This window comes from Sphingobacterium corticibacterium (assembly GCF_004208525.1).
Taxonomy (GTDB): Bacteria; Bacteroidota; Bacteroidia; order Sphingobacteriales; family Sphingobacteriaceae; genus Sphingobacterium; species Sphingobacterium corticibacterium.
The window spans coordinates 13,132-34,565 of sequence record NZ_SGIT01000006.1; the positions used below are offsets into that span (position 1 = coordinate 13,132).

General features: G+C 41.8%; 20 protein-coding genes. 12 read left to right on the forward strand and 8 right to left on the reverse strand.

What is annotated here, in order from left to right; all coding sequences use genetic code 11:
• The first annotated feature begins 64 nt into the window (after window positions 1–64).
• The 3 genes from EWE74_RS19620 to EWE74_RS19630 all read left to right on the forward strand — a co-directional run bounded on the left by EWE74_RS19620 (window position 65) and on the right by EWE74_RS19630 (window position 4,509).
• Window positions 65–709, forward strand: coding sequence for a hypothetical protein (locus EWE74_RS19620; RefSeq protein WP_206365310.1), 645 nt, complete (start codon window positions 65–67; stop codon window positions 707–709).
• Between the two features lie 101 nt (window positions 710–810).
• The gene (locus EWE74_RS19625; protein WP_130143368.1) at window positions 811–4,212 is read left to right on the forward strand and encodes an HD domain-containing protein; all 3,402 of its coding nucleotides are present in this window, start codon (window positions 811–813) and stop codon (window positions 4,210–4,212) included.
• Window positions 4,213–4,302: 90 nt separating this feature from the next.
• On the forward strand, window positions 4,303–4,509 hold the full coding sequence (locus EWE74_RS19630; protein WP_130143369.1) for a hypothetical protein: 207 nt from the start codon (window positions 4,303–4,305) through the stop codon (window positions 4,507–4,509).
• 847 nt (window positions 4,510–5,356) lie between these two features.
• On the opposite strand, the gene EWE74_RS19635 is transcribed toward EWE74_RS19630, so the two are convergent.
• The 3 genes from EWE74_RS19635 to EWE74_RS19645 form a co-directional block, all read right to left on the reverse strand.
• Window positions 5,357–5,965 carry an FMN-binding negative transcriptional regulator gene (locus EWE74_RS19635; RefSeq protein WP_165384776.1) on the reverse strand — a complete coding sequence of 203 codons (609 nt, stop codon included), beginning with the start codon at window positions 5,963–5,965 and terminating at the stop codon, window positions 5,357–5,359.
• Window positions 5,966–6,311: 346 nt separating this feature from the next.
• On the reverse strand, window positions 6,312–6,611 hold the full coding sequence (locus EWE74_RS19640; RefSeq protein ID WP_130143371.1) for a hypothetical protein: 300 nt from the start codon (window positions 6,609–6,611) through the stop codon (window positions 6,312–6,314).
• A 329-nt stretch (window positions 6,612–6,940) separates the two neighbouring features.
• A complete protein-coding gene (locus tag EWE74_RS19645; protein WP_165384777.1) occupies window positions 6,941–7,468 on the reverse strand; it encodes a hypothetical protein in 528 nt (175 codons plus the stop codon).
• Between the two features lie 599 nt (window positions 7,469–8,067).
• Between EWE74_RS19645 and EWE74_RS21465 the strand changes: the two genes are divergently transcribed.
• Genes EWE74_RS21465 through EWE74_RS19665 form a run of 5 tightly spaced genes read left to right on the forward strand, consistent with a single transcriptional unit; the run spans window position 8,068 to window position 14,745 of the window.
• Window positions 8,068–8,199: a hypothetical protein gene (locus EWE74_RS21465; RefSeq protein WP_262708795.1), complete on the forward strand. Its 132-nt coding sequence runs from the start codon at window positions 8,068–8,070 to the stop codon at window positions 8,197–8,199.
• Entirely contained in the window at window positions 8,189–8,572 is a 384-nt protein-coding gene (locus EWE74_RS19650) for a hypothetical protein (RefSeq protein WP_130143373.1), read from the forward strand. Before EWE74_RS21465 ends, EWE74_RS19650 begins: the two co-directional genes overlap by 11 nt.
• Before the next feature lie 3 nt (window positions 8,573–8,575).
• Window positions 8,576–10,075, forward strand: coding sequence for a TlpA family protein disulfide reductase (locus tag EWE74_RS19655; RefSeq protein WP_130143374.1), 1,500 nt, complete (start codon window positions 8,576–8,578; stop codon window positions 10,073–10,075).
• 40 nt (window positions 10,076–10,115) lie between these two features.
• The gene (locus EWE74_RS19660; protein ID WP_130143375.1) at window positions 10,116–13,343 is read left to right on the forward strand and encodes a SusC/RagA family TonB-linked outer membrane protein; all 3,228 of its coding nucleotides are present in this window, start codon (window positions 10,116–10,118) and stop codon (window positions 13,341–13,343) included.
• Window positions 13,344–13,353: 10 nt separating this feature from the next.
• Complete coding sequence (locus tag EWE74_RS19665) at window positions 13,354–14,745, forward strand: RagB/SusD family nutrient uptake outer membrane protein (protein ID WP_130143376.1); 1,392 nt, start codon at window positions 13,354–13,356, stop codon at window positions 14,743–14,745.
• A 53-nt stretch (window positions 14,746–14,798) separates the two neighbouring features.
• Here EWE74_RS19665 and EWE74_RS19670 read toward each other — a convergent pair whose 3' ends face one another.
• Both EWE74_RS19670 and EWE74_RS19675 read right to left on the reverse strand, forming a co-directional pair.
• Window positions 14,799–15,095 carry a hypothetical protein gene (locus EWE74_RS19670; RefSeq protein ID WP_130143377.1) on the reverse strand — a complete coding sequence of 99 codons (297 nt, stop codon included), beginning with the start codon at window positions 15,093–15,095 and terminating at the stop codon, window positions 14,799–14,801.
• Window positions 15,092–15,601 carry a MauE/DoxX family redox-associated membrane protein gene (locus EWE74_RS19675; RefSeq protein WP_206365311.1) on the reverse strand — a complete coding sequence of 170 codons (510 nt, stop codon included), beginning with the start codon at window positions 15,599–15,601 and terminating at the stop codon, window positions 15,092–15,094. The genes EWE74_RS19670 and EWE74_RS19675 overlap by 4 nt, the downstream gene beginning before the upstream one ends.
• A gap of 176 nt (window positions 15,602–15,777) precedes the next feature.
• Between EWE74_RS19675 and EWE74_RS19680 the strand changes: the two genes are divergently transcribed.
• Complete coding sequence (locus EWE74_RS19680; protein WP_130143378.1) at window positions 15,778–16,137, forward strand: VOC family protein; 360 nt, start codon at window positions 15,778–15,780, stop codon at window positions 16,135–16,137.
• 10 nt (window positions 16,138–16,147) lie between these two features.
• Window positions 16,148–16,612, forward strand: coding sequence for a MarR family winged helix-turn-helix transcriptional regulator (locus EWE74_RS19685; RefSeq protein WP_130143379.1), 465 nt, complete (start codon window positions 16,148–16,150; stop codon window positions 16,610–16,612).
• Between the two features lie 8 nt (window positions 16,613–16,620).
• On the opposite strand, the gene EWE74_RS19690 is transcribed toward EWE74_RS19685, so the two are convergent.
• From EWE74_RS19690 to EWE74_RS19700, 3 genes are read right to left on the reverse strand one after another with little or no spacing between them, the layout of a single operon-like run.
• Window positions 16,621–17,619, reverse strand: coding sequence for an AraC family transcriptional regulator (locus EWE74_RS19690; protein WP_130143380.1), 999 nt, complete (start codon window positions 17,617–17,619; stop codon window positions 16,621–16,623).
• Between the two features lie 59 nt (window positions 17,620–17,678).
• On the reverse strand, window positions 17,679–18,407 hold the full coding sequence (locus EWE74_RS19695; RefSeq protein WP_130143381.1) for an ATP/GTP-binding protein: 729 nt from the start codon (window positions 18,405–18,407) through the stop codon (window positions 17,679–17,681).
• Between the two features lie 2 nt (window positions 18,408–18,409).
• Window positions 18,410–19,357, reverse strand: a complete 948-nt coding sequence (locus EWE74_RS19700) for an AvrD family protein (RefSeq protein WP_130143382.1) — start codon at window positions 19,355–19,357, stop codon at window positions 18,410–18,412.
• A 352-nt stretch (window positions 19,358–19,709) separates the two neighbouring features.
• Between EWE74_RS19700 and EWE74_RS19705 the strand changes: the two genes are divergently transcribed.
• Both EWE74_RS19705 and EWE74_RS19710 read left to right on the forward strand, forming a co-directional pair.
• Window positions 19,710–20,678, forward strand: coding sequence for a hypothetical protein (locus EWE74_RS19705; RefSeq protein ID WP_130143383.1), 969 nt, complete (start codon window positions 19,710–19,712; stop codon window positions 20,676–20,678).
• A 26-nt stretch (window positions 20,679–20,704) separates the two neighbouring features.
• The gene (locus tag EWE74_RS19710) at window positions 20,705–21,091 is read left to right on the forward strand and encodes a hypothetical protein (protein ID WP_130143384.1); all 387 of its coding nucleotides are present in this window, start codon (window positions 20,705–20,707) and stop codon (window positions 21,089–21,091) included.
• Window positions 21,092–21,434 lie beyond the last annotated feature (343 nt).

Genomic DNA, 21,434 nt, shown 5'->3' on the forward strand with positions numbered 1-21,434 from the left:
GGAATTACTTATAAGTATTTCGCGATTTTTTCATATTAGCTTAGACTTATTGATTACTGTGGATTTGAGAAAGTACCCATTGAATAAGATATTGGAATTTGAAGATAATCGGATATTGCTGCCTATTAAAGTCGATCAGAGTGGAGAGAATATGATAGAAATCGTGCCTCATAGAGCAAAGGCAGGTTGTCTCGTCCTGAAAAAACGAAATAAAGCAAAGCACGCTAACGATTTTCAACATAATATTCTCAAAAATTTACACAATCCACCCGCGCAATATGCATTTTATGTCGAGCCACTTACGCTTTCTATTAAAGAATACAACGATTTATTAGATGTCACTATCTTTAATCGATTTTTCAATTTTCATCCAATCGATTATGAAGATTTGAATATTAGGTCGGGCATTTTGAAGTATAAACTAGGTTTAATACCATATCTGAGAGCTCATGTTTCTATCCCTCCCCATGAAGACGTGACAAGCTCGGATCACTATTATTCTTATACTAAAGGAGGAACAAATATAGCGTGCCATAGTGGTACTATTATTCCAGAGGACTATCGCTTATCCACTCAATTTGAGAACATTTTAGACCAAGCTTATAACGAGCGATACATGGTAAATCAAAATCAATATTTAGAAATGATTGACACAATTATTCAGGAACCGAGTAAAAATTCAAATTATTATTACATTTTGAACAAATAAATTATATCATTATGTTTATCCCATAAACGTGTCTCGATTCGAACATTTAAAAGGTGTAGATAAAAGAGATTTGAGAGCGGCTTGCAAACAATTAAAATTTCATGGCTAAGACAATTCACCCATCAATACCAGGAGAACTTATCCTGTCGGAACTTAAAAAGAAAACCCAGAACAACGAAAGACAATCTGAATTTTTAAGTCTTTTTGAATCTTTTAGTCGCCTTGTTGCTCACGAAACACGTTTTATTGTGGCCCTGTTTCCAGAGTATACTCCGCATGACGAACCACTTCATTTACGTCGTTTATTTGAGCTAGCTGAATGTTTACTAGGTGAGATAGTTATTAAAAACCTTAATGCGACAGAATTGTTCATCTTGGCACTGTCGCTGTATGGACATGACTGGGGGATGGCAGTGTCAGATAAGGAGAAAGAAGTGATTTTGTCTGGTTCATCACATAGCGATGACTTCGCATTGTTAGAAAATGAACAGAATAAATTTGAACAGCATTTAATCGATCAGAACCAACTACGTGAAAACCTGAGCAATTTTGGATGGCAGGAATACGTTCGAAAAACACATGCCGAACGTAGTGCAAGAAGGTGTATTAAATATTTTAAAAATATTGATAATGGCATTGGTGAAGCTTTGGCACGAGCTTGCGAAGGGCACTGGTTGGATTTCGAAGAGCTTAGAAATCTTATCATCTATCCATATAACTACAGTATTAGGGGAGAGGTTATAAATTTAAGAGCAATCGCTATCTATGTGCGATTAATTGACCTCTTTGATATCACAAATGAGCGTACTCCCTATAGTATCTACAAATATACTGCGCCAAAAGACGTGCGTTCCGTAATGGAATGGGCTAAGCATAGGGCAATAAATTCTATGAGTACCGTCCCTTCTCAAAACGGGCGGAATATTTTGGTTGATGGTCAAACAACCGATCATGAAGTATTTGCTGCGCTTCTAGATCTAAAATCCTTCTGTGCTCACCAGCTAAAGGAGGGGCTTGAATTGCTTGATGAAATGCACTTGGAGAAATACAATCTACACATTTATGATTTAAAATGGAATATAATTCCAAAGGGTTTTGATCCTATTAATATAAGATTTCAATTTGATCGTTCAAGGATGTTTGAAATTCTTAGCGATGAAATTTATCAAGGAGACAAGTATGTTTTTATCCGCGAATTGATCCAAAATTCGGTAGATGCAATGAAATTTCGCACCGAATTGCTTTCGACGCGCATGGGGTATCGACAAGGTTTAATGAGTAGAGTAAAGATTTGTGTTGAAGAATTAGATGATGATCAAACGCTAGTCTCCGTAACTGATGATGGTATTGGTATGGATCGTTATGTGATCGAAAATTATTTAAGCGTTGCAGGTAGGAGTTATTATCGTAGTGAAGAATTTCAAAAGCTTGGTTTAAAAATGGATCCTATATCTAGGTTTGGAGTAGGAATTCTGAGTTGTTTTATGGTGGCTGAGCGTATAGAAATTATTTCATACCGGGATCGTCTGGTAAAGCATGATAGTAAGGTAATCAAGATTCAAGTGCCATTTGTCGATCAGCAATTTCGTGTAGAAATGCGTAACCCCGAAAACCACGATCGAGTCGGAACGACAGTGAAGGTGTATGTCTCAGCAAAAAAAATTTTAAAAAACCTTCATGATGAAAAACCTCTGCAAGTTACTGACTATGTTAGAGCAATAGCGGGAGCCGTTGATTTTCCAATTGAGATTATTGAGAGAGGAAACAAATCTGTCGTTGTCAGTCCTTGGGCAGACTTCGATGAAATCTCTCAAACGTTTCCCGAGCACCACCTGCATGCGATAGATACTCACCTACGAATAGATAATATGTTTGCTATTCAGAATATAAAAAATGCTAAACTAAATTTTAAAGAGCACCGGATCGATGTCTCCAAAGACCTTAACATCGAAAATGTTGAAGGATATATATCCTATTTAATTCCATTAGATTTCGATATTAGATTAGTTAATAGCGGGAGAAGTTGGCCGGGCGATGACTTCACAATAAAGGATTCTGGAAAGAGAAGGCAGGAAAAACGTCTTCAGTTTAGTTTTAAATGGCGTAATTCTAGAAATAATCAGCTTCCCGAAGATTGGAACTTAGGAAGGAGTGCCTTTTCCCAAATGACTTATCAGATTTTTTTAGACGGAATTCTTGTTTCGGGAGCGCTTTCTCCAAGAGAAATTGATGGAAAACTACCAAAGCAATATTTTTCTTCAAGAGGTGGGCATTTTTTTACAGATGAGCACTTCGTCGTTCCGCGCGTTATATTAAATTTGATTAAGGATCGTGGAGGTAAGACAGATTTATCTCGGTTCTCCTTGGAAAATAGAAGTAGTCATTGGGAAGATATTGTAGTGGACAAACTACACTTGTTTCTTCTCAAATATTATGAAGATCTGTTAAAAAGCAAAGATGGTATGCAATTGCTAGTGCTTATGAGTCAGATGGAATTTTTTTATAGACTTTCCGTGGATCAGATTATTGATTTTATTGGACTAGAAAATTGCCCAGTTGCTATGATTAAGACTAATGGGACTATTTTATTTGAAGATTGGGGAAATTTAATTGATCGACAAATTTTACTTCAACCTAAATATACCAATTGGTTCAGCCGAAAACTCATCAATAAGTTCAATAATGAAGATTCTACTAGCAATAATTACTCCCAGAATGATTTTCTTCTCGACTGGAAAGGCGAAGCATTTATACTAACACGTCATGATCTGGAGCATCAAGCTCTTGAGGACGGTAGTTCAGTTCAAGAGATCAGTGTGAGCAGATACTACAATTACTATTTGGTTAGAACACACCATTTTTCACATTACCGTTTTCTATCTTCCCCATATCTTTATGGTGCTCCTCTCATACAAGAAGTTTGGGCTCCTAATAAAACTATGTTCATTTCTCCCGAAGATGAATTGTTTGAAAAGATTATTGAATCTGAGATTCCTTTAGATGCATCAGAGCTCGAGAAGGTTTTTTACTCAGCTTTGGAACGGGAATATGTAGATGAGATGCCTAATATTGGTAATTTCGAAGCTCCTTACGAGTCTTCTTTTTGCTTCGGCCTGACGCATTTAAACTACCGACATCAAAACACTATAAATATTTTACAGATTTTGATTGCTTTTTCAAAGGCGAAACCAAAAACAAATGAGGAGTCGGTAATTTGGGGATCTGTACATGATAAGCTGTACGAACTCCCATATTTTGATCGCTACAGCCACAGACACTTTCCAATTAAAATTGATGAAATCAATACCGTTTTCTCCGAGCTGAACACATATATTGTAGAAAATTACTTGATTAAAAATTTTCATCCATTTTCCTCGATAATTTTTGACGATTTTGTTGAGGGCACAGTTTACCATGCTGAAGATGATAATGTCTACAGCTTCTTTGATAACGCAGATTTTGACGCCTATGAATTTAATGAAAGTTACTCTCTAACTCTTTAATTACAGTTTAATGGAAGTTAACCTTAACTAGATGGCCCGATGTATGTTAGATGAACAAATTCTTTTTTCGCATTACACTAATACTTATTTATGAAATACAACATTAACGATATTAAGATAGGGGATGAACTCTTTTTTGATCGTAAAGGAATAGATAATCATGATTTATACTGGAAAGTAGTAGGCTTTCATAAAGAAATGATCAAAATAGAGATCGCAGCCATGGGGTTTCAAGAAAATTTATATATCGATGTGACAGATATAAAATATTTGAATCCGAAAATAGATAACCTTTAGAAATAATACGTATGAATAAAAAAAGAGGTGGAAGCGATATCCTAGAAAATCTGTAGCTATAACAGCGGAAAAATAAATCAATATTTTAGATGTGAAAAATACTTTGTATAATTTGCATTATACCAGAATACCAGAGTTTCTTACTATTTATATAGCACGTTTCAAACTTTCTGAAGAACTATACGCAGCTGTGTCCGATATATGATATTCTCAGACTATTTTTTATTTTATGTCACTACCCTTTGTGCTCAGCGGAGCGAGCAAGAAGGGTAGTGACAGTGAAATTATTTATTAAGCTAGCTTTACTAATTTAGCGATGAGGGTAATATCCATTGAATCCACAGCTATTCTGACTCCAGAGGGATACTCAAGTACAACCGTTCTTGAAAACTTACTTTCCATTATCGGAACCTCATCCAGGTGCGCCAATTTTTTCTCTTCAATGATTTGCGTCGTCCTAGGACTTGATAAACCAATCCCAACCTCGGCAAAGGTATGCTTCAGTGAATTCTCGTATTCCCTATGGCTGTCTGTATCCGCTAAATAATACGGAAATTATCGTAACCCCAGCAAATTATGAAGATTGCAAGTATTAGTGATATACCTGTCAGGGACAGTATATTCTTATCGCGGGTAGAAATTCATCGTACTCATCAAGATTCCGCAATCAAACTGAGGCCCGGCACATTGGCCGATGCTGATGTCATCACGGATGATCAAACTATTTTATAAAGGATCTGGAAAAATGTTGTTAAGAGTTTGAAAAGGAATTGAGATAAGTTGCCGGTTATTGGTCACTAACTCTGGTGTACTTTTGTCGGAATATTCATTTATTGATTTTGCTCCATTATTTCTTTGAATAGCGGTCCATATACCCTGCTAAAAGTGAATAGCTTGGGATTTGGCTATCCTTTAGGTCTTCAATAATATTATCTATCTCCTTTTGGGTTTTGTTTTGACTAAGCTTAGCCTTGGCCTGTATTTCCGTGACATCTATCTCAAAAGTGACAATACCCTTTAACATTCTGTCCTTAAAATCATCAGGTAGTTTCAACCACTTTTCATAATACTCGGGTTCATACTTGATCATAGTCCGTTGCATGACGTCCGAGATCTGATTAGCTTCGTGCAGTATCGATACATTACCATAAATATGGACAGCCATATAATTCCACGTTGGCACACTTTCCTCTTTTAAATAGTTGGTAGGAGAAATATATGCGTGAGGTTCTGTGAAAATTACAAGAACTTCCTGCCCCTTAATTTCTTTCCACTGGTTATTAGCAAGCGCAATATGCGTGTGAAGCTTCAATTTATTGGGATCCTTATTTGAAAGAATGGGGATATGCGTACCGATCACCCGGTTTTGGTTAATACTAATTAATATACCGAAGCTAAATCGATCAATAAAAGCAAGGATGTCGGTAATATCCTCTAATGTGTTGATTTTTGGCATGTACATAGTAGTTTAATTAATAATACTCTTGTAAAATGGTTTTCCATAAGCGTTCTGCCCAGTTTGGGAATTTACGGCTAGCATTTTTACTAAATCCAGATCCACGAGCACGGACATTTTTCCGAGATTAAGTTTTTCTTTTAGGTCCCGCAAATGTTGCAGCTAAGTCGCGTTTTTAAGCATTACTTTATATTAGATTGAGATTGCCCGTTTCTATCCGCTGCCTTCCTCCCATAGACCACCCGCGAATTCTCACCCCATTCCTCCAAAACAAAATCTGCCCTAGCTTTCCTATTGGAAATCTTAGAAAGCGCGATTTGAAACGCGAGGGGTTAAAATTACTTTCTTACTCAACTTCTTTAAGCTTTCCAATTAAATATTTTGTATCGTTTTCTATATGGTCAATTTCGAAATAGTCGATATAATCTATCGAAGTGTTCCATATCCTTGCCAAGAAATCATATAGATCGGTATTGCTATCAAAATATCGTTTCGCTAATTCGATTGCCCGTTCAAGTTTATCTTCAGCTTCCTTAATATTCCTTTTATTTTTACTATTCCGATAAGTGTATGTATTCCCTTTTGAAAGTTGCATTATATTTTCCTCCAAAAATATAATGTGTTTTTTAGCTGTTTCTTTGTCCATCTTAGGGGTTATCTAGTTTGCTTTAAATATACCAAAATTTGCGAAGCTGTCAGTCAAGAAAGAGTATGGGGACGTTGTAAGTGTTCCTACGATAAATTTGGACGGTTTGAATCAACAGCCTCTAGTCCTATAATATTCCAGCCGTTGTTTTGGCCAAGAGTGACAATATGGCTGCACATAGTAATTTTCTTGTAGTTGTGGTTGAACGGAAATTTTTCAATAGGTTTAAACACAAAGCTTTATAACTGAAGTTCGCCTACTATAAATACAAAAAATGGGTTGTTGGAATACAGTGAGAGTAGATTATTGCCATCAATTTGTACCAAACATTATTTTTGTGGTTTCGCTTTATAAATATTTACTTCATTGCCGTCGATGATCTTTGTGCCAACAATATCTATTAATTTCTTATTTCTATTCATTGCACTTGATACATATGAACTTGAGTAATCCCAACCAAATGAATTGAAAAACTGATTAATTTTGTCAACGGTTAGCCCAGATGTACAAAACTCTTCATTCTTCAATAAGTAATAAGTTATTGCATACGTGATAGCTGGGCGTTTGTCTAGTACTGTGTAAAATGATGTGTGAGATTTGTGTGTCGCCTTAAGATTATTACGAAAGTTATCTTCAAATTGAATATTTTTAGTGTTCAATTCGGTCAATGGCTTATTAAAGAATTCTGTCGCGATATTAATATCTTCGATAGTGAATAGTGCTTCTCCTTTTCGTATTCGAACGATAGTTCTAGCTGACTTCTCTATTAGATTAGCAAAATCTATATCAGCAACCCCACTAAAGTCAATAAGGTTAAGGATATTTTGTGTAATGAATTTTCTGTCGATATTACTCATTACCCAAAGTTGAATCGTAATCAAATTACAAAAAGTGACATTTTGTTCTTTTTTTGTAATTTGTTTTCTGTATGTTTGTATTGGAAATTGACCCAAGGGTCAATTAGGTGTTTAAAACTAAGAGTCTTGCCGTCACAATTCTCACGCCACGACGCAAGGCAGCAGATTAAACACCCATGTCTATACTTTTATGCTATATTTGCATATCAGGTAGATGTGGGCCCTGCTGTAATCCCGTGTCGTGTAAGGCGTGAGAAACTTTATTGTGACGACGGTTTGCAGGCCCACATGTATCAAAAGAAGCTGCTAGCCAACAAGACTCGTTATTAATAACGAGCAATGAAAACCGGAAGGAAAAAACTTTACAAAAACTTGATCTCGCCACCTGACTAGGTTTGCGTGCAGCCAATTTGGCTTTTCCACAGGTGCGACAGCGCAAAACCGAATCATAAAACCAATTTCGAAAACCGTAATGTTCGCATCTATTTCCTAAAATTTACTAACTGTGTGTGGCCTAAGCTAGGTTTAGCCACAAAGGAGAAATAGCGAAGAATACGAATAGCAAAAAGCTCTGGACCACACCCTTAAAACCTTAAAAAATGAACAATTTTTACAAGGGTGGGGGAGGACTGTCCCTAACCAAAGCAAATTTGCGATTTATAGCGAATCAACCTGAGAAGCAACATCGGGTAACTCCAGCGAAAGGAAAGGAGGTTGCCTGTGGACACTAGATATATCCCTTTACTGCATAATGCCAAAGAAATAACCGAAGAGGATTACGATCCTAAAATAAAAATCCAGACTTTCTGGGCAAAATATGGCGTTAACCACAGCCGTCTTCACATCCTGAATCTCTTTTTGTTCTACAAAGGCGAGACGGAACTCCAAGAGCCGCTTAGCATAGAAGGAATGGAGCGGTTTTCCCAGGATGTGATGGGACTGTTGATGGCATACTATGTTGCCCATCAAGAAAAAATAAATCTCGACGATATAAAAATTCCTGTTGAGGAAACACCGGAAAAGAATGGAAACAAAGGCTTTTTCTCGGATACCCTTTACACCATACTGGGGCTGTACCACTTGGAACAAAAACTAAACCGTTAAATTATGAACAATAACAATAATCATAAAAGTATTGATGCAACCTTATGGGAAAAGCAAACGTCTATGTATAAGGAGACGTTCTTAATCCTATTAATAAAATTTTTACGCTTATTCTATCGAGCGGTAGAGAATATAAGAATCCTTCATCTGGGATTCTTATGTTTTTCGTTGAAGAGTTTGTTTTTTAAGGCAACGAAGAACAAAGTAGTCCTTCTTTACGGACTACTTTGTTTCATGTTGTTTGATCTAGTTGTTGCCCAAGCGCAGTCTCCCGAGAACCGGGGGGCTGCCGAAGGGCAAAATGAGATTAAAGCATTGGAAATAGGGGATACCATACCCGAACAGCTCTGGAACCTGCCTTTACAGGTCGTCAACCATCCCAATGGAAAGGACACGATTACCTTAAACGATTACCGAGATAAGAAACTGATTATTCTGGATTTCTGGGCAACTTGGTGTGTGCCCTGTATTCAGTCATTGCAATGCTTAGACAGTTTAGCCGATAAATACGCCGAAGATGTGCTGATACTGCCGATATCAGATGAAGTAAGTGATAAGGTACTAGAGGCAATGCGATCCCGTTCATGGCAACTACAAAGTGTGGTAGAAAATACAGCATTTAAAGCATACTTTCCATTTAACGTCGTACCGCACCAGATATGGATTCGCGACAATAGGTTTTTTGCGGCATCGGCGGCTAGCAAAAATGTGGAGGAAAGTATTGTGCACGGTTTGCGAGGTGATGCGGAGAAGTTCAAACGGAAGGACGACATTTTGGACTACTCACCATACGCGGACTTGGCCATCTATGCAGACCGTAAAAAAGCAGATGTGCTACACTCTTCTATCCTCACTGCCGCTATTGACGGGCTTCCCGGTTCGACCTCTCGGCGAAAGACCGAAAACAGCGTTATCCTGAATTATATCAATACGTCCATCGTATCCTTATACCAAGAAATGCTGGGTGTTCCTTTCAACCGAATTGACGTTATGGCCCATTCCGTTGCAAAGTATGTCTATGATGTAGAACGCCAAAGTTTGGAGGGGCTGTTTTGCCTGCAGTTGAAAGTACCGCTCAAGGCCGATATGGTGAACGTAAAGAGACGCACCTTAACGGAACTGAATACAAGCTTTGGATTGAAGCTGGACAGCCAGTGGGTAGAACGCGAGTGTTACATTATTTTCGATCTGCCAAAACCTAATCGTGATACGGTAAAATCCAATAATGTTGCCCCAAATAATACCGCAGTCCGATCGGTAGCGTTCCCCAGTTTCGTGAGCCGATTGAACTATAACCATGTGTGGCATCCTGATCTACCGATATATCGTGCGGAAACGACGTTCGAGGGGAGATTAGCGTCAGGGCAATTTGAGCAATTGCAAAAGGATGTGGATCAGTTGGAAAAGCTCTTAGGCAAATACGGTCTCGGTTTAAAAAAGGAATATAGACGGGTGTTAATTTACACCTTATCCGAAGTCGATGGCCGTGTACCGCCAAAGTAATAGCTATAAATAATCAACAACCAATAAAAGTAACACATATATGAACTTGAAAGATTTTAAAGTAGTCCTGCTATCTATCCTTTGCTTAACCCAGACACTTATCGTTACGCAGAGGATTTATGCACAGGAAATGCCGGGTACGATACGGGTCGAAGGGAGCGTAACCGCCAAAGGTGTGGATAGTCTGCTGACCGGTATAACCGTTACGCACCATGAATCTGGGAGGCAGACGCAGATCGACGACGCTGGATATTTTTCCTTACAGCTGCCGGTGGATAGCGGTGTAATCGAAATTCATCGTATTGGTCTCCAATCGGTATTTCAGCGTTTCAATAGACAGTCTTTCGGTCCGTTCCGGATTATGATGGAAACCGAGGACAGGGTACTGCAAGAAGTGGTTATTAACACAGGGTACCAACGGATACCGAAAGAGCGGTCAACGGGTAGTTTCGAACACATCGATAGAGAATTGCTGGAACGCAGCGTTTCTACCGATATTCTTTCCCGCTTGGAAAACTTAACACCCGGTCTGCTCATGAACCGAGGTGATGCGGCAAACACCGACCCGCTTCTTGTACGCGGGCGTTATACGATTACTGCAGAGGCAAGTCCGCTCATCGTCTTGGACAATTTTCCCTACGATGGCGATCTGGAGAATATTAACCCGAATGATGTGGAAAGTGTAAGTATCCTGAAAGATGCAGCAGCGGCATCCATTTGGGGTGCACGTGCAGGTAACGGCGTAATCGTTATTACAACAAAAAAAGGGAGCACGGCAAGGCCCCGGGTAGAATTAACGAGTAATCTAACGACTGTAGGGAGACCGGATCTGAATAACCTCAACAGGATAAATGCCGCAGATAGGATAGAACTAGAACGCTTTTTATTCGAAAATGGCCGTTATAACAGTTTTATCAATCCGACGAATCTCACCAACAGGAGGACGGCTATTCCCGAAGCGGTGGAACTGATGATAAGGAATGAACCCGATCTCAATAGTAAACTGGAAGCGTTGTCCCAAAATAACGTCTTGGGTGAAATTGAACACTATTTTTATAGACGTTCCGCTAATAATCAAAACAGCTTCAACGTGAGTGGTAAAAGTGACTGGAACTCCTATTATGTTTCCGCTGGATTTGACCGTAACCGCTCTAATCTAGTGGGCGAGCAGTTCAGCCGTGTGTCATTGCGTACATCTAATTCCTTTAAAATTGGCAAGAAGATCGATATCGATGCTGTGGTCAACTTCGTTCAGATCAGTGATCACAAAGGCAATAACAACGGGTATAATACGGCAGCAGTGTCCGGCGTGAGTTTCTCTCCATACAGCCGATTAGTAGATGACGACGCATCGCACCTGCCGGTTTACATGTTGTACAGACAGGCGTTTTTGGATACCATAGGCGAGGGTAGGCTGATGGACTGGCGATATTTTCCGGTGCAGGAGATAGACCGGCAAGTGCAGAGCAATCAAGTAAGGGATTATACAGTGTCTCCAAGTATCCGATATGCTGTTGTGCCCGGATTGGATATCGCGGCAAACTATCAATTCCAAAACCAGGTCACCACAAATAACCTGCTTTATAAAGAAGATTCCTTTTTCGCAAGGAATTTGATCAACGATTACACGCAGATTAATAGGACAACGGGTGTGCAGACCTATCCCATTCCAAAGGGCGGGATCATGAGCGCCCAAAACGGAAACGTCCAATCACATCAGGGAAGGGCCACAGTGTCGTATAATGTGGATATCGGTAAGCACGGTATCAGTGCTATCGGCGGGTTTGAAGTGAAAGCGCTGCTGTCTACCGGCATGACCAACAATCTGTACGGCTATAATGAGGAAAACGGCCGGTTCGATACACGGGTAGATGTGGTTAACCTCAACTATCGCAATTCGACAGGGACAAGAAACAGGTTCTCTATCCTGCATTCGAATACGGAACTTCGTGATAATTTCCTATCCTACTTCTCCAATGCTGCCTATACGTATAACCGTAGATATACGGTGTCCGGGAGTTTTCGGAAAGATGAAGCGAATCTGTTTGGCGTGAGCAGCAACATGAAAGGTACACCATTATGGTCGTTGGGCGCAGCTTGGGACTTAAGTCAAGAGAATTTTTACAAAATACCTTGGATGCCGTATGTAAAAGTCCGCGCAAGTTACGGCGTAAATGGGAATATCTCTAGGATGGCGAATGCATTAGCGGTGATTACAATGGGTAATAGTGGCTTTACACACAACTTACCTATCGCCGGGCTGGGAAGTCCGTCAAATAAGGATCTTTCATGGGAAAAGATCAAACAGTTTAATGCCGCTGTAGAGTTTTCTTTATTTAACAGCCGATTTACCGGAACAATTGAACATTACCGTAAAAACGCTTATAACCTATTGGCACAGGCGCCTATTGATCCCACTTACGGGGTCACGAGCATGTACATGAATGTAGCCAACATGGAGGGCTATGGTTGGGATATCAACCTGAAGACATTGAACGTAGATAAGGCAATCCGCTGGCAGACATCCTATATCCTGAGTTTGAATAAAAGTGAAGTAACGAGGTACCTGATGCCGCCAAGCAAATCCTCTAGTGCGTATCTGCCGATTTCATTCAGCAATCCTATGATAGGTAAACCACCTTTCTCCGTTTATGCACTGGCATGGACTGGCTTGGACGCGGAGACAGGCGATCCTATAGGGATACTTAACGGGGAGGAGAGCAAGGCGTACAATGAATTGTATACAAATACACCACTGGATTATCTCATCTTTTTTGGTACGGCTCAACCGCAGGTGCATGGAGCTCTCATGAATACATTGACGTTTAAAAAAATTTCCCTTTCCTTCAATATCAGTTATAAGTTTGGTTATTTTTTCAGACGGCAGTCAGCCAATTACGGTGGTGCGTTCAACAGCTTTACTGGGCATCGGGATATAGCAGACCGCTGGAGGCAGCCCGGTGACGAACGCAATACCTCGGTACCATCGATGGTGTTCCCAAATCCGACCAATCGGGACGATTTCTACCGGCTATCGGAGATTTTAGTAGAAAAGGGAGATCACATACGGCTCGAAGATGTAAATTTATCGTATACCTTAACGACAGGTCAAAAGAAGCCTTTCCTCCCCAAGTCCGCACGTTTCTTTCTATACATGTCCAATATAGGCGTGATCTGGAAAGCGAATAAGAGCGGCATAGATCCATACTATAATCACGTACCGCGTATCGGAACGCATGTGTCATTCGGTACATCCCTAATTTTTTAAATCAGATGCTATGAACAGGATATATTTTAGTTTTACGGTAGTCTGCACGTTTTTCGGAATACTATTCGGATGTAGTAAAACGGATTTTTTGAATGAAAAGCCGAATAAAGCGATGATCATTCCGTATTCATTTGATCATTTCCAAGCGCTTATGGATCGTGATGCTGTCATGAACGGTGGCGATGGACAAGGCTTGACGCCGCAGCTGGGCGAGTCGCGTGCAGACAATTTCTATCTGTCTGATAGTGACTTTATATCGAATTTGCCCGTGGAAAAGCAGAATTATTATACGTGGGAAGATCAACCTTACGAAGGAGGCGTTGTGCTGGACTGGGATTATCCTTACCGGGCTATATTAGCTTGCAATGCCGTTTTGGATGGTTTGACTGCCATGAGTGTAGAAAACAGGAGCAGCGAGCGGTTTCAATATATACGCGCGCAAGCGCTATTCCATCGAGCTCATATGTATTATAGTTTAGCCCAGGTTTTTTGTCCGCCATTTGATAAGACCGGAGCAAATGATGGTGCTGGAATTCCACTGAGAGATGGAGCGGATATGAACAATCACCCTTATTTAGCGTCTGTAGGCGAGACCTATAACCGTATTTTGGAGGATTTTCATATCGCAACGCAAATATTGCCGACGGAGGATACATATAAAACAAGACCTTCCAAACAGGCCGGATATGGGATGCTGGCAAGGGTGTATCTTACGATGCGGGAGTATGAACTGGCGGGTAAATATGCGGACTCTTGTTTGGCCATCCGATCGGGGTTACTGGACTACAATAGTCTCGATGCCACCGATCCTTATTTATTTCAAGGGATCCAGCACCCGGTTAATGAGAAGGAAATTATCTTTTATGCTGCGATGCTGAGTGATATGAGCCAGAATTTTCCAACAAGTTATATGTACCATTCCATCGATACGAACCTCTACGATAGTTATGCCGATGATGACCTGCGCAAGATCGTGTTCTTTGAAAACAAAGGGGACGGCACCTTCCGGTTTAAAGGTAGCTACAACCACCGGCCAACGATGAATTTCTCTGGACTGGCTACGGATGAGATGTATCTGATCAGGGCGGAATGCTATGCTCGGGAGGGGAAAATCGATGAAACGTTAGCGGACCTGAACTTTCTGTTGCAATATAGGTGGCGAGAAGGTGCGGAATTTGTACCTATTGCAGAGCGCGATCAAGACATGTTGCTTGATATTGTGCTCCGTGAGAGAAGGAAGGAATTGTTATTCAGGGGGCTGCGCTGGTCTGATTTAAGACGGTTTAATCTGGAAGGATATGATTATACCTTGAAAAGAAACATAAACGACAGGGAATACCTCTTGCCGCCGGACGATTCGAGATGGACTATGCCGTTTCCGCTACAGGTTACGGTTAGATAACACAATACCGTACAGTTTTTGTACGGTATTGCTGAAGTTGTTAAGATTGCCTGTTAAGGTCTACGACGAGTGTCCTCTGAAGGCGTTGAATCCGTGATGTCTTCAGGATCTGGGATAGGGTTTTCCAGACTAAAGCCCTTTGCGCAGACGTTTCCGGCAAAACCGTCACAGGAATTTGGTGGCGCGTCGCTAATGCCCATGTCTTGATAAACTCCGTCGTTGTCTTTCTCGAACCAATGCAGTTCATCTTGTTGCGTATGGGCGGCACCGAATGACATCAATACATAACTTCCGCTAATTAATGCCAATGCCAAAACAGGCATAATGTGTTTAAAAATGAATTTTTTCATTGTTTTAGATTTAAACTGTTAAAAAATGATTTTAAAATATTGTCTTTTGGCCGACCCGCCCTCGACGCCGGTTCTACCGAACCGACGCTTCGTCTGTAGTTTCGTTCTACGTAATAGCCCAAGATGCTCAATGCCAGAAACAAAAGATTGAACCAAAAATGCCAGAACCATCCTAACTTTGGTATCAGCGACCCACATATACAGGGTAGATCATGTTGACCAAGAAGCAAAGTCATGCCTACGTAGTTGCTGAAGACCGCCATCAGAGCAGCGGAGAGTAAGAATCCCGAACGGGCAAATTGTTGAATCACAAGCAATAGCACGGTTAAGATTTCCATTGCCGGAAGAAGGTATACCAAAGCCCGACCTAGTGAATCAGGGAAGGGTTGTTTAAGCATTCCATTACTGAACTCACCGAAGTGTACAAGTTTGTCCATCGTTGCGGGTATCCACATCGCGAGGAGTAGACCAGTTATAATCCGTAGAATAATCTTTTGCTTTTTCATGGCTACTATTTCTTTAACACGCCGGTAATAAAGCCGACAGTTCAAAGTTAGCTCATGGAAAAGCTGATGTGACTGACCGTTTTCGTAAAACATACAGACCGTTTACTAAAATGAACGTAGAACTTGTTTATTGTTGTCGTGTATATTATATTTGTGGCAACAAAATAAAATATAAGATGAAACAACTTACATTCGCATCGCTACAAGTAAAAGATTTGGAAGCTTCCAAAGCTTTTTACACAGAAAAATTAGGCTTTGAAATAGCAAATACAAATCCCCAAGCCTGTGTTTTTACCTACAATGGGGGGCAGGCCAGTTTTGCCATCCGCACACCGCTTGAGCCCATTGAAGGAAAAGAACTAGGTATAGGCGTAGCGCTATGGTTTGCTGTCAACGATAATGTGGACGAATTGACGCAGAAACTTATAGAAAATGGCGTAGCTGAAGTGGGGTCTATTATAGAAACGCCTTTCGGCAGGGCTTTCCACGTTAACGATCTGGATGGATATAAATTGACATTTTTAGAATCGAAATAAACGGTGTGTCATGGCAACGACAGCAAAAATTGAATTTAAATTCAAAAGTCCGGAAGATAGTCCAGGTTACCTGCTGGGGCAGGTAACGCTGCTATGGCAGCGAAAGCAGAAAAAGGTGTTGGATCCACTAAATCTCACACAAACCCAATTTGCCTTGTTGGCAGCTTTGGGCTGGCTTTCCCGCGAAAACGACAAGGTGACACAGGTAGATATTGCTAATCAAGGAAATGCGGATAGGATGATGGTGTCCAAAGTGTTGCGTACATTGGAAGAGAAAAAGTTTATCAGCAGGGAAGAGCACAAAACCGATACCCGGGCAAAAGTTATCAAACTGACTGATGCAGGAGCGGAGGTACTGCAAAAAGCCTTAACAGCCATCGAACTGGCCGACATGGAGTTTTTTTCGATAGTGGGAAAAGACTTGCTTGGATTCAATAAAAACATGGTCAATATAATCAACGAGAATAAAGATTGACTAAGATTCTATAACGTTGTTGACATATATCCCTTCGGGCTTTGCCCGGTAAACCGTTTGAACAGTCTGTAAAGACTACGTTCATGCGCAAAGCCCAATTGGTCGGCTACGCTCATGACGGTCAAGCCGGAAAGCAAGAGCAGTTTCGCCTTTTCAACAAGGAGCTGTTTTTTATATTGTGTAGGCGTCACACCGAATTGTTTTTTGAACAGCAACGTCAAATTGGTTTCTCCGAGAGGCAATATATCCGTTAATGAAGACAGGTCATAGCGCATGCCATTTTCTTCCACCCCCAACTCAATTACAGTTTTGGCGGTCTCGACTAGATCCGCGTTTTCCGTTACAATGCCCAGTTCCCTGTCAATTTTCCGCTTCGAAAGCTTGATCAGTTCTTTTAGCTGAGCAATGATAGTGATCTGACTGTCCACATCGGCCTTTTTCAGTTTCTTGCACAAGGATCGGATGTAAATTTCCGTAACCGGGCCAACCATGAAGTCCCGGCTCGCCATGGGATTGGACGATTGCTGCCGGTGCGCTTCCAATAAGGGGTGAAGAAAGTCAAAATCAGTATCTGCGCCATCGTCAAAAATGCCTACATCAAAATAACATACGAATAAGTGATAGTTGCCCCGCGGTAGCTGAAGATGGTAACGCCCTTTAGGGAGGTAGATGTATAGCGCCCTTCGTTTGTTCAAAGAGGCAATCGGTAGGTGTTGCTCGTCCGTAAATTGGATATTGTTACTTGCTTGCACAAGATAGACGATGTACAGATCGGGTTGTTTTACCTTGATGGGGAGGTTTACGGATTCATCCAATACAAGATCGAATTGCTGTAGGTAGCCTAGGCGTCCTTTAAATTCCTGGTCAATGTAGCTTTTGGATCCTTTTCTCTTGTACACGGTCTTGCCTTCATGAAAGCGCAACGATGGAAATAAACCCGCAGCTTGCTCGTCCGGTAAAGGCTTACCGAATAGCTGCGTGGTCTGTAGAAAAAAGCTTTTTCGCATCGTTCGTTAAACAATACCCCACAGGTCGTGTTCCTAACCCGTGGAGGTATTTATATAAACTACTGTACGGTTTCTATTTTAGGATGTTGTCGATATTCCAGCAAGACACTGTCGAACTTTTCTTTCCGCAATCTTTCCGCCCCTCGGATAGCTTCATCGAAAGGCATGATAGGTGTTAGCTGAAGATGTTCCATAATGGTGCTTAGACGTGTTTTCAGATCGCCCCGTACCATGACCGGAGATAGCCCCATCTCGTCATATGTACGGATAAGCCGTAACTCCGACACTTCACGGAAGCGATCAGACGTCGGCCGGTGTCCATCGGCTACAAAGGGGAATTCGACCGGTAGATGGAAGAAAATATCGTAATGCGAGCCGGCGTATGCTTTGGCCAGACCTTCAAAGCACACAAATTGTTTCTGAAAGGTACGGTATGCGCGCCAACAAAGCAGATGTTTGATTTTCTGTTGCCAGGGGTATTCATCGGGATAGGCGCCGGTGACAAGCCGGGTACTGCCGTAAAGCCACTCTTGCAGGGTACAGCCATCGGATATAAAACCTTTGGAAAAAGTTGCTTCGCTACGTATGCGTTCCTCGAAACGTTTCATGCCCAAGCACAATAGCTCGGCATAACTACAGGAGCGGAGGGTCTTGCCCGGAAAGAGCCGGGGCAGGATCTCGCGCATGGTAAGCGCATGTGTAACCGGAATACCGGTAGCCAATGAAAGGGCGAGGCTGAGTGTCGTTTTACCGGTACAATAGGTGCCGCTGATAACAATTCTTTTCATACCTATATTATTTGGTGTGCCACACGAAACTTACCCTGGTAGTTTCCTACTTCTCCAGAAAGGTCGATGATCTGCCAGGTATGCCCACCGGATAGAATGCGCTGGATTCGGTCGAACTGGACAAAAGCGGAACCACTTGTCCCGAATAGCGGACGGCGGCAGCGGAGGTTCATACTGCGCAACCATATATTGGGACAGATCTCCCGGTCGGTGCTGTCCAGTTGGTAAAGTAACGCCTGCATAAGCTGCCCAAATAGCTGGATACCCTCTGTAGGAAGCAACATGTGCCGGGCGGTTCCGATGCCCTGGTAGCTTTCCTCTGCAGACAGCGGTTCATATTCGAACCGGGCGCGTGCAACCTTTTGGATAACATTGATACCAACATCCGCGATGTGGAGGTCGCGCGCACGGTAGCCCGTACCGTAGAGCTGCATGCTACCATCGGTATCATGCATCTTTTTGACTTCGGGCAAAATGAGGTAGCGCCGCCCGCCGCGGTGATCGATTTTTATCTTGCTCCGGTTACCACCGATATCAACCTCGATCGTACTGCAAGTGCCCTGCACACAGTTTAGGCTATTACGGCTTTCCAGCAGCCGGCAGCGAAATGGGAATTGACCCGTTCCCAGACTGTGGCTAACTTTCACGTCTAACGATGAAGCGAAGCCACGGGCAATGTCACATGGGCCTATCATACCTAAACGGTTGAGTGCATGGCCGCCTAGGCGCATCAACAGCGCCGTGTACTCCAGACTGCCCAGATGGACGTCCTCGTTCCTGGGGCGTGCAGGCCCATCATAGCAAACATGTATGTTGCCCGATAGGCTGTCCCCGTTTTTTATAAGTTCATCCAGGCGTACATGGTAATGGCGAAAGGCCTCTGCGAAGTAACGGGTTGGGGCGATTCCCAGTACTTCTTCCATACTATCAAATTGTTTCATCTCCATCATCTTGCTGTATTAGATTTTATCCTGCTAAGTACGGCACGGAGCATAAGAATATATAATCGATTTTTATGCGCGAGTACACATGGGAAAGCCCTTTCTAGGCGCGTTTTACTAAATTGTGTATGGATTGATCAATTTGGGCGCGGAATGCGATTATCAAAAGAGATGCTCGCGTAGTTTCGGAGCGAGAATCACCTAAAGGGAAAGGACGGGAAGGGTAAAGGAAGTAAAATTCGTTCAATAATGCAGTTTTCGCGTGCAGATAGTCAAATTTTACCTGCGGTTTGCGAAGCCGGGATAAAAGTTTTAACTTTAGGTCGTTTTAACCAACTGTATAACTAAACGCCTGCTAATTATGATAGATCAGGAAACACTTTTTAAGATTATAGAGGAACGGTTTGATAACAAACTGGATTTCCATCAGGCCGTTGCTGATATTCTTGGCGTCGAAATATCAAATGTACGCAAACGGACCAACGGTTCTACACCGATACGCTATTACGAACTACAGCGGCTCGTAGAAAAATTCTCCATTTCCAGACATGAATTGTTCCTGGATCCGGACGACGATGTCGGGTTTAGGTATATCCGGCTCGACTATCCGAGTATGGGGAATTACCTGCGGTATATCCAGGGACTGGCCGGAATGTTAGAGAATGCTGCGGCTGTACCGGAAAGTAAGATATATTTCGTAGCAGATGATATCCCCATTTTTTATTACATGCGTTTTCCCGAACTGACAGCGTTTAAGCTCTATTCCTATGCGTACGATATGAAGATGGTGAATATGTCCTTTGAGGACTATCTGGATCTCTTCAGGGCACAGAACCTCCTTCCCGTATTTGAACGTATCGACCGGGCATATAACCGGATTCAGTCGGTAGAAATCTGGGACGACCATATTTTGGAAATGCTGCTTTTCAGCATCGGTGGCAAATACGATTTAAACTGTTTCGACGACAGAGGGACGGTAGGAATATTGCTGGGCCAGCTGAAAGAATTGTTATATGGCTTTCGGACGCTTGTAGAGAGCGGCGAAAAGGATACCGATGTCAAATTTGAGTTCTTTAAGAACGAAAGCCTGAACCGGTTACCCTATATGATGCTCGACAATGGCAGCGATTCGTCGCTGACGTTAAAGTTACAGATCATCAATAGCATGCACACTGGACAGTCTGAATTTGTCGAGGAGGGTGCGAAATGGTTTGATGCGGCGGTCAATAAGTCATTGGCGCTGGGTATGGGAGCGGAGCGGCAAAGGAATCTGTATTTTCAGCTGTTGCACGACCAGATAGCAGCCCTGGAATTGCAAACGGCGGTATAACTGTAAATTAAACTGTACGGGGTTTAATGGTTAAACAACTGCCCCCAGCTGTAACGGCCTATCTGACCAATCGGAATGGGTGTTCCCTGATTATAGCATGGAGCGTAAAACAAGAAAAAATGGAAAAGTATGCTCAAAAAATGCTGCAACTGCAGGAAAGAGTAATCGAACTTCTGGAGAAGTTGGACGAGCGATTTGAAAAACTGTCAAATGCGCTGCTAGACTGGGCTCCCGAGTCGCTCAAAAACCAATTGTTGGATAACACGGACCTGAAAGGTATCCTGAAGATAGGGGATACCAAGTTCTTTCAGCTCAAAAAGTGTAGGGTCTTTCCTACTTACCGGTTGAACGGAAAGGATTATTATCTGGAAAACGAGGTACTGGAGGCGATTCGGATACACCGAACTAACTAAAAGTATCTTACCTCCGGGAGGTGCAATATGCATCTCCCGGTATTGGTACGTCGCTCCACCCAACAACGACCCAAGGATGACCTAATAATCACCTAACGAATACCTAACAATCACCCAAGAACGACCTAACGTTGACCTAAGCCCGACCCAACAAAGGAACAGCCACTGCCCAGCCTAAGCACAACAAACACCAAAGAAAAGAACAAGGCACACCTAACAAAAACAAGGTGTTTTTATCACAATTATCATCATAGAATAAAAGGACAATCCCCTTTTTAACACAAAAGGTCGCATTATTTCAAATATCCGCAGCAACGATTTTTTGAATCCTTTTTATAAAAAA